The organism is Flavobacterium cyanobacteriorum (assembly GCF_002251835.1).
GTDB lineage: Bacteria > Bacteroidota > Bacteroidia > Flavobacteriales > Flavobacteriaceae > Flavobacterium > Flavobacterium cyanobacteriorum.
In genome coordinates, this window is sequence record NZ_NOXV01000095.1 from 1 (window position 1) to 1,633 (window position 1,633).

Annotated in this window: 2 protein-coding genes; both read right to left on the reverse strand. The window is 41.8% G+C overall.

What is annotated here, in order from left to right; translation table 11 throughout:
- Positions 1-26: 26 nt before the first annotated feature.
- Positions 27-524, reverse strand: coding sequence for a hypothetical protein (locus CHU92_RS01065; protein ID WP_094411735.1), 498 nt, complete (start codon positions 522-524; stop codon positions 27-29).
- Between the two features lie 60 nt (positions 525-584).
- On the reverse strand, positions 585-1,466 hold the full coding sequence (locus CHU92_RS01070) for an SDR family oxidoreductase (protein ID WP_094411737.1): 882 nt from the start codon (positions 1,464-1,466) through the stop codon (positions 585-587).
- Between the last annotated feature and the right edge of the window lie 167 nt (positions 1,467-1,633).

Below are 1,633 nucleotides of genomic sequence, written 5' to 3' on the forward strand. Positions count from 1 at the left end.
AAACTAACCATTCTTTTTTTTATTGTTTAGGACGCTATTGATTTTTCGTCTTCAAATAGTTTTGGTTGATTTTTCAAGGGAAAGTTTTTTTTATATTTTATCCATTTATGATCATCCCATAAAAAAATTGAATTACCAGATAAACCACCTAATTTGCCGTCTATGATCCAATGCTGTCTGAATTTTCTAACATTTAGTTTGTGCTCTAAAGAGATATCCCTTTTAAAATCATCAATATTAAAACAAGAAAATTTTCCATTTTCAAATAATGAGATTAAATATTTTCCATAAAGTACTGAATAAGATATTGGGAAATTTTTTACCTGAAGTTCCTTCTCTCCTGAATTCTCATACTCATTAGAAAAATAAGGATTTTTAAGCACTACATGAGCTGTATCAAATTTTTCAATATTGTTACTTAAAGAAACTCTGAATTCATCATAATCTATCTGTATCTGATTAGTCTGAGCGTGAGTTATAATAAAGTGCCCAAAAAATATCAGAATATATAGTTTATGCTTCATTACATGCCAATATCAGTAGGGTTTAATAATAATTTGATTAGCTTTTCTTGTTCAATCCAGCTATTTGCCTTTCTTCGCTTTAATCATTGCCTCCAGCATATCCCACATTTCATCAGGGATGGCTTCAAGGATGTTGAACTGCCCTGCGCCTTTAAGCCATTCGCCGCCATCAATGGTTATAACCTCACCGTTTACATACGCCGAAAAATCAGAAACCAGGTAAGCCGCAAGGTTTGCCAGCTCCTGGTGGTCACCCACCCGTTTCAGTGGCACTTTTTTGGCCAGGTCGAATTTTTCTTTCAGGTCGCCGGGCAGCAGTCTGTCCCATGCGCCTTTGGTAGGGAAGGGGCCGGGCGCAATGGCATTGGTACGGATACCATATTTAGCCCATTCAACCGCAAGGCTTCGTGTCATGGCCAGTACGCCGGCCTTTGCCGTGGCGCTTGGCACTACATAAGCCGAACCCGTCCAGGCATAGGTAGTGACAATATTAAGCACCGTTGCTTTTTCCTGTTTGGTGTCAATCCAGTATTTGCCGAAAGCCAGCGTGCAGTTTTTAGTGCCTTTCAGCACAATGTCAATGACCGTGTCAAATGCGTTGGCTGATAAGCGTTCGGTAGGCGAGATAAAGTTGCCTGCCGCATTGTTTAGCAGTACATCTGCTTTGCCGTATTCATCAAGCACTGCCTGTAGCATTTTCTGTACTTCTTCATAATTTCGCACATCGCACTGCACGGCCAGGCACTGCCCCCCGGTTTGTTCCTCAAGCTCTCTGGCGGTAGCTTGTAGTTTATCAAGGTCGCGGGAGGTTATAGCCACTTTTGCCCCCAGTTCCATAAAATATTTTGTCATAGCCCTGCCCAGGCCGCTGCCGCCACCGGTAACTACAATTACTTTATCGGTAAGCGCGTTGTCCCGAAGCATTTTGTCAGTATATGTCATAATTTGATTTAAGGTTAGTAAATATACAATTTAATTGGGACCTGCAGTTGCTTCCCCGTGCGGGTTTTTGTCCTGCATCCATAAATGTTTTTGTTTATCTTTTGGAGCTTTATCCCGCTCTCAGCTCTATCTCCCCGCCGCAAAAGCAGGCGGCGGGGAGGATGCCG